Origin of the sequence: Oscillibacter sp. KLE 1728, from assembly GCF_934833455.1 — a bacterium.
GTDB classification, from domain to species: Bacteria; Bacillota; Clostridia; order Oscillospirales; family Oscillospiraceae; genus Oscillibacter; species Oscillibacter welbionis.
This window is the reverse complement of sequence record NZ_CAKVVF010000024.1, coordinates 21,372-27,609: the sequence shown is the minus strand read 5'-3', so window position 1 is coordinate 27,609 and position 6,238 is coordinate 21,372. Positions and strand designations below refer to the sequence as shown.

Below are 6,238 nucleotides of genomic sequence, written 5' to 3'. Positions count from 1 at the left end.
CCCCGCCCGTGCGGGCCGCGTACCGTCAGGGACGGGCACTGGAGCGGGACTTCCCGGACAATGACTGCCGGGTCTACCGCAACATCTTCCGCACAGCCCGGGAGCTGGACACGGCGCTGGACGGGCTGGATGAGGACGGCACCCCGGCACTGTACCTGCGGAAAGCCCTGCGGGAGCGGGTGTCCGAGCTAAAGGAGATGTACACGGAGAACTATGCGGTCCGCAAATATCGCGGAGCGTGTACTGGAGGGGACGCATTATGACTGGACTAGAGCTGCTGAGGACCACTGACACCACGGTGGAAGAGATCGCGGACATCATCTCCGAGCACTGCCCTCCCGTCACCCCCGGCAACTGCGACCAGCTCTCCTGCCGGGCCTGCTGGCTGGCGTGGCTGACCGCAGGAGATCCGCCAAAAGAAAAGGGGCCGTCCGACAAGCGAACGGCCCCGGGCGAGGAAGGGCTGCATCCCAACCTCACCGAGTACCTGCGAATGGAGAGGCGGACCCAGCGCGAAACCAAGCAAATCCTCAATCGGCTTGCTCGACATGAACCTGGGTCACAATGTCCACATACTCCTCAAGACGGCGAAGCAGGAACTCCTTGAATTTCTCACGGTCGAGAACGCCATTCTCAGCGAGAAAATCAACGAGCGCCCAAAATTCCGGGGAGTTTGTGAGCCGCTTCTCAAGCACAGCATCGGCAAAGTCGTTGCCGGATCTCAGCTTGAAATCATCCATCACAGTCACCCCCTCTCCGGGCCGGCAGGCCCTAGCTCCATTATACAGGACGGGAGCGGGGATGAAAAGAGCGCAGCAGGGACAAGGAAAATGAGAAAGAGAGGCCCGGGCGCCCGGGCAGGAGGAGAGACATGAGACAACAGAACAAGCGGCTCACCCCCTTCGGGCGGCTGGTAAGCAAGGCGCTGATCGACCGGGATATGACGCGGAGGGCGCTGGCGGCGGCAGTGGGGATCAGTCCGCAGTATCTGAGCTACATTCTGAACGGGACGCGGTCCGGGAAGCGGTACATCGAGGCCATCGCGCGGGTGCTGGAGCTGGACCAGAAGCAGGTCGGGAAGACCACGGCGGCCTGACGGCAAGGGGGGAGACAGGTGCAGGAGACATATATCACATTGGAAGAAGCCGCCCGCTTTGAGGGGATATCCTATAAAGGACTAACTTCTCGCATATCACGCAATCCGGCGCGGTACAAGACGCGGACGGAGGCCCGGGAGGGCGGCGGGAAGGAGCTTGTGCTCCTGTCCACAGCGAGCCTGAGCCAGAAGGGGCGGCGGGCCTACCGGGCGCAGATCCGGGCCATGGCGGAGCCGGAGGAAGCGGGAGAGACGGCGCCCTGGTACGTGGAAGCGGACCTGGGCAGCTACATCGAGCAGCACAAGCGGGCGTACTACGAGGCGGTGGAGCTGGCGCGGCGGGTGCAGGACTTCTTGAACTACACCGGACCGAACAGGACGGAATACGCGGAGCGGCTGGCGGTAGGGCTGGGCGTGAGTCCGCAAACCCTGTACCGCTACACGCAGAGCGTGCAGGAGGCCGGCGTCTGGGCACGGAAGCTGGAAGAGGCGGACGGGCACGGCCGGGACTACTTCCGGGCGCTGGCGCTGTGCCGGAAGCCCCGGGAGAAGGCCACGTTCCCCAGCCTGACGGAGGAGCAGAAAGCCATCATCCAGAACATCTGGTTCGACCGGGACTTCGCGGACAACGGCTGCACGGTGGAGATGCTGTACGAGGCGTTCCAGCAGCAGGGCGCGGCCCGCGGCTGGGAAAGCGTGCCGAGCTGCAAGACAGTGGGGCGGTATGTGCGGCACCTGATGGAGCTGCCCGCGGCGGAGAGCGCCCGGTATCTGGCGGCGAACGGGCTGCGGGAGTGGAAGAACAAGAAGGAGATCAAGGGCAAGCGGGACAGCAGCACGCTGGAGGTGATGGAGTATCTGGTGGCGGACGCGCACACGTTCGACGTATGGGTATCGTACACGACGCCCAACGGGAAGCAGAAGGCCATCCGGCCTGTGCTGGTAGCCTGGGAGGACATGAAGACGCGGCGGCTGCTGGGCCCGATCCTGTGCGAGCACTCCAACACGCAGATCGTGAAGGAGTCGTTCATCAAGGCGTGTTACGACGGGGGCGCAGTCCCCAAGCATGTACACACGGACAACGGCAAGGACTTCGCCAACCTGGAGACGCTGGGGCAGGACCGGAGCATCCGGGCCATGGACCGGGCGGCCATGGACGCGGAGATGAAGGGCTTCTATCTGGCAATGGGGGCGAAGGACTGGTCCCGCTCCCTCCCCTTCCAGCCCTGGGACAAGCTGATCGAGCGGGCGTTCGGAACGTTCTGCAAGCGGTATTCCCGGAAATTCAAGGCGTACACGGGGACCCTGACGGGGAGCCGGACGGACGCGAAGCGGAAGAAGGACATCGACGGGATGCTGGAGCGGGGCGAGCTGCTGACCCTGGAGGAATTCTATGACCTGCTGGTGGAGTTCCTGGAGACATGGTACGACAGGCACGAGCACCAGGGGCTGAAGGCGGCGGGAGAGCGGTGGACCAAGCCGGCGGAGCTGTGGGAGCACGCTCCGCACTATGAAAAGGCCGTGCCGCCCCGGGAGTACGCCCTGATGCTGCTGATGAAGCCGGGGCGCGCGAAGGTAAACAGCCAGGGCATCCGGCGGAACAACCTGCTCTATACGGCGGACGAGCTGTGCCACTATGTAGACAAGTGGGTGAACATCCGCTGGGACCCGGAGGACGTGACGCGGCTGTACGTGTACGACAAGGAAGGCCGGCGGATCTGCGAGGCGCGGACGGCGGAGCTGCTGGAATTTGGAGACCGTGTATCCGAGGAGGCGCTGGAGGCGCTGCACAAGCGGAAAAAGCGGCAGCTGCGCGGGACCCGGGAGTTTCTGGAAGAGATGCAGGCCCCGCCGGAGGCGCGGGGGCTGTGCGGGCCGCAGGCCACGGCCGGCAAGCTGGACCTGACAATCGGCCACACGGCGCGGCCGAAAGTGGTGAGCCTGCCGGTGGACAAGGAGTTCCGTGGGGCGATGACCCCGAAGAAGCAGAAGGCGGGCGGCAGCGGCGGCGCGTTCCTGGACGCGAAGGCCGGGGCGGCGCTGAAGCGGCTGAAAGCCATGAACGAATGACAGGAGGAGCAATATGGAAGGCAGAGAGCAGACCGGGCGTGTGAACCACGCACTGGCGGAACGGATCAATCAGTACATTCTGGAGCAGAAGAGCAGCATCGCGGCAATCTCCAAGGAGATCGGCTACAGCCGCACATCGGTCAGCCGGTATTTGAGCGGGAAATATGATTCCTGCGCGAGTACGATGGAGGAGAAGCTGGCGGAGTTCCTGGCGGCGCACACCGGCGAGACAGTGGAGGCCCCGGCCGCCCCGGCCCGGAGCGGGAAGCGGCCCAGCTTCTATGAGAGCAAGGACGCCCGGTCCATTCTGGGCGTGTGCCAGAGCTGCCAGGAGTACACAGGGCTGGGGATCGTGGTGGCGAAGAGCGGGTTCGGCAAGACCTACGCCCTGCGGCAGTACGCGAAGCTGGGGCGTGTGGCGTACATCGAATGCGACGACACCATGAGCAGCCGGGATCTGGTGGAGGCCATCGAGCGGAGAGTGGGAATCCCCAGCGGGTACGGGACCATCTGGAAGCGGGTGAACGGGATTCGGGAATTTTTCAACGCGAACCGCGGGTATCTGCTCATTATCGACGAGGCGGACAAGCTGGTGAGCAAGTACACGCAGAAGAAGATGGAGGTGCTGCGGGGGATCTTCGATCAGAGCGACGTGGGTCTGGTGATCGCCGGGGAGCCGAAGCTGGAGGCGGCGATCAAGACCTACCTCACACGGATGGCGAACCGGGTGGACTTCTACACGCAGCTGGGCGGCCTGTCGCCGTCCGAGGTGGAGGGATATGTGTCCGACCTGGATGTGACGCCGGAGGCGATGGTGGAGCTGAAATCCCGGGCCTGCAATCCGCAGACAGGATGCTTCCGCCTGCTGGACCGGACGCTATCCAACGCGCAGCGCATCCTGGCAGAGACACAGACGGCGACGATCACGCCGAAGATCATCCAGCAGGCGTCGGCGATGATGATGCTGTGACGGGAGGCCGGGACAATGAACATGAGAAAGCAGAGGCTCATGGGCGCGGGACTGCTGGCGATCTCAGCGGCCATGGCGGCCCTGGCCTGGATGGGAAGTACCCCGGAGGAACGGGACATCACGGCGGCCGTGCTGCTGGCCCCGCTGGGGGTGTGGCTGCTGGTAACAAAAGAGTATGTCCTCTATGACAGCGGGACGGCGCCGGACGCCACCCGCTATCGTGGACGCAGAAGCAAACGCAAGAAAGGAGCATGGATCACATGGCAAGGAAACGGGTTATTGAAGCGCAGAGCCTCAAAAGCTGGGAGGATGTAAACGACGCCCTGCGGCAGATCGCGGAGGCACAGATCGCCCTGGGCGACATCGAAAGCGACATGCAGAAGCAGATCGTGGGGGCGAAGAAGGTGGCGGAGGACCAGAGCAAGCCGTACAAGGACGCCATCGCGCGGCTGGAGCATGAGCTGAAGGAGTTCGTGTCCGAGCATCGCACGGACATGGGCAAGACGAAGACCATGACCCTCACCTTCGGGGAGGTGGGCTTCCGGCTCTCCACGTCGGTCTCCCTGCCCAAGGCGAAGGAGAAGCTGGCGGAGATCATCCGGCGGCTGAAGGCGCGGCAGATGACGGACTGCATCGTGGTGGAGGAGAAGATCAGCAAAGATGCGCTGAAGAAGTACGGCGAGGACACGGTGAACGCGGTGGGCGCCGTGTGGAAGCAGAAGGACGAGTTCGGCTACGAGGTCAACCTGGAGAAGCTGGAGCAGATCAAGGCAGGACAATGAGGAAGGGAGCGGCAGTATGGCGGGAATGAGCGCGGAGCGGAAGCCCCCCTCCATCCGCACGGTCTGGGGGATCGCCAAGTCCCCGGAGCTGCGGCTGGAGGACGAGGACCTGTACGCGGTGGTCTACCGGGAGACAGGCAAGGAGAGCCTGCGGAAGCTGACGGCGGGAGAGCTCTCCCGTGTGATCCGGGCGCTGCAGGAGATGAAGGACAGCGCCCGGCAGAACGCGGGCCGGAAGCGGACGGACGAGGGCGGAGACCCCCGGACGGTGGAGCAGCGGCGGAAGCTGTACAAGGAGATGCGGGACCTGGGCTGGAGCGAAGCGCAGGTGAACGGGCTGGCCCGGAGGATGTTCCAGGTGGAGCGGATCGAATGGCTGGGGCCGGCACAATGCGGAAAGCTGATCGAGGCCCTGAAAGCGATCCACGCCCGGGGCCGGCGGAAGGAAGCGGAGACATGAGGGAAGGAGCACGGAGGGCGGAATATGGCAACAAAGAAGAAGCGCCTCACACAGCGCGAGAGGGCTGAGCGGGCGGCAGCCAAGAAGCGGCTGCAGGCGCGGGGCGTCCTCCCGCCGGACAAGCCCAGGCTCAACCGTAAGAAGTTCGCCCAGGAAACCTGGGCGAAGTGGACGGCCCTGCTGGCGGAGAACCGTCTCGGAGCAGCGATGGCTCTGTGCCGGGCGGTGAGCTTCACCACGGCCCCGGAGCTTCTGGAGGTGACGCCGGAGCAGGTGGGCATCCTGAAAGCGATGAAGATCGCGGTGGAGTATGAGAAGTTCCTGCAGAAGCTGGAAGCGGAGGATCGGAGCGACTACTCCATCGGGGAGCTGGCCGACGAGGTCATCCTTCCTGTGTGGAAATTGTAAGCAATATGGTGACGATCATTTTGAAAGCGGATATCCCGGACACGGACCTCCAGGGCCTCAAAGAGGCCGCGGCAATGGCGCTGGAGGGGCTGGGAGATTTTCGGGTGGTATCTGTGACGGCGGAGGCGCCGGAGCAGTTCAAATTTGATATCTAGGAGGAACAGCAGCATGAAAGAATTGAAGGAGACCGCGCAGGCGGCCAACCCGGCGCTGGAGCCGGGACAGGAGATCAACGAGGCCGACGGGGAGCCTATCTTCCACGCCGACGAAGAGGAAGGAGCAGATCATGAGCAATAAGGTCAAGGTGTGCCTGGACGCGGGGCACGTGGGCAGCAAGTACAACCAGAGCCCGGTCGTGAAGACCTACTATGAAAGCGCGATGGTCTGGTCGCTGCACCTGAAGCTGAAGGCGGCGCTGGAGGCGCGGGGCTTCGAGGTCGTGACGACCCGGA

General features: G+C 64.0%; 11 protein-coding genes. 10 read left to right on the top strand and 1 reads right to left on the bottom strand.

Annotated features, from left to right (window positions below; all coding sequences use genetic code 11):
* Positions 1 to 263: hypothetical protein (locus tag QVE23_RS04360; RefSeq protein ID WP_353847666.1), on the top strand; the 263-nt coding region annotated here is incomplete at its 5' end.
* A 267-nt stretch (positions 264 to 530) separates the two neighbouring features.
* Here the strand turns inward: QVE23_RS04360 and QVE23_RS04355 are convergent.
* Positions 531 to 740, bottom strand: coding sequence for a hypothetical protein (locus QVE23_RS04355; RefSeq protein ID WP_036630591.1), 210 nt, complete (start codon positions 738 to 740; stop codon positions 531 to 533).
* A 131-nt stretch (positions 741 to 871) separates the two neighbouring features.
* On the opposite strand from QVE23_RS04355, the gene QVE23_RS04350 reads away from it, so the two are divergent.
* From QVE23_RS04350 to QVE23_RS04310, 9 genes are all read left to right on the top strand, one after another.
* Complete coding sequence (locus tag QVE23_RS04350; protein WP_287967647.1) at positions 872 to 1,096, top strand: helix-turn-helix domain-containing protein; 225 nt, start codon at positions 872 to 874, stop codon at positions 1,094 to 1,096.
* Positions 1,097 to 1,255: 159 nt separating this feature from the next.
* On the top strand, positions 1,256 to 3,166 hold the full coding sequence (locus tag QVE23_RS04345; protein WP_287967646.1) for a Mu transposase C-terminal domain-containing protein: 1,911 nt from the start codon (positions 1,256 to 1,258) through the stop codon (positions 3,164 to 3,166).
* Between the two features lie 13 nt (positions 3,167 to 3,179).
* The gene (locus tag QVE23_RS04340; protein ID WP_021749778.1) at positions 3,180 to 4,136 is read left to right on the top strand and encodes an AAA family ATPase; all 957 of its coding nucleotides are present in this window, start codon (positions 3,180 to 3,182) and stop codon (positions 4,134 to 4,136) included.
* Between the two features lie 15 nt (positions 4,137 to 4,151).
* Complete coding sequence (locus QVE23_RS04335) at positions 4,152 to 4,451, top strand: hypothetical protein (RefSeq protein WP_287967645.1); 300 nt, start codon at positions 4,152 to 4,154, stop codon at positions 4,449 to 4,451.
* On the top strand, positions 4,397 to 4,918 hold the full coding sequence (locus QVE23_RS04330) for a host-nuclease inhibitor Gam family protein (RefSeq protein WP_036630596.1): 522 nt from the start codon (positions 4,397 to 4,399) through the stop codon (positions 4,916 to 4,918). Before QVE23_RS04335 ends, QVE23_RS04330 begins: the two co-directional genes overlap by 55 nt.
* A 16-nt stretch (positions 4,919 to 4,934) precedes the next feature.
* On the top strand, positions 4,935 to 5,378 hold the full coding sequence (locus QVE23_RS04325) for a regulatory protein GemA (protein WP_021749781.1): 444 nt from the start codon (positions 4,935 to 4,937) through the stop codon (positions 5,376 to 5,378).
* Between the two features lie 24 nt (positions 5,379 to 5,402).
* Positions 5,403 to 5,786, top strand: coding sequence for an addiction module toxin RelE (locus QVE23_RS04320; protein WP_287967644.1), 384 nt, complete (start codon positions 5,403 to 5,405; stop codon positions 5,784 to 5,786).
* A 5-nt stretch (positions 5,787 to 5,791) separates the two neighbouring features.
* Entirely contained in the window at positions 5,792 to 5,941 is a 150-nt protein-coding gene (locus tag QVE23_RS04315) for a hypothetical protein (RefSeq protein WP_021749783.1), read from the top strand.
* 13 nt (positions 5,942 to 5,954) lie between these two features.
* Positions 5,955 to 6,083 (top strand): hypothetical protein, encoded by a 129-nt coding sequence (locus QVE23_RS04310; protein WP_021749784.1) that lies wholly within the window; start codon positions 5,955 to 5,957, stop codon positions 6,081 to 6,083.
* Positions 6,084 to 6,238: the final 155 nt, after the last annotated feature.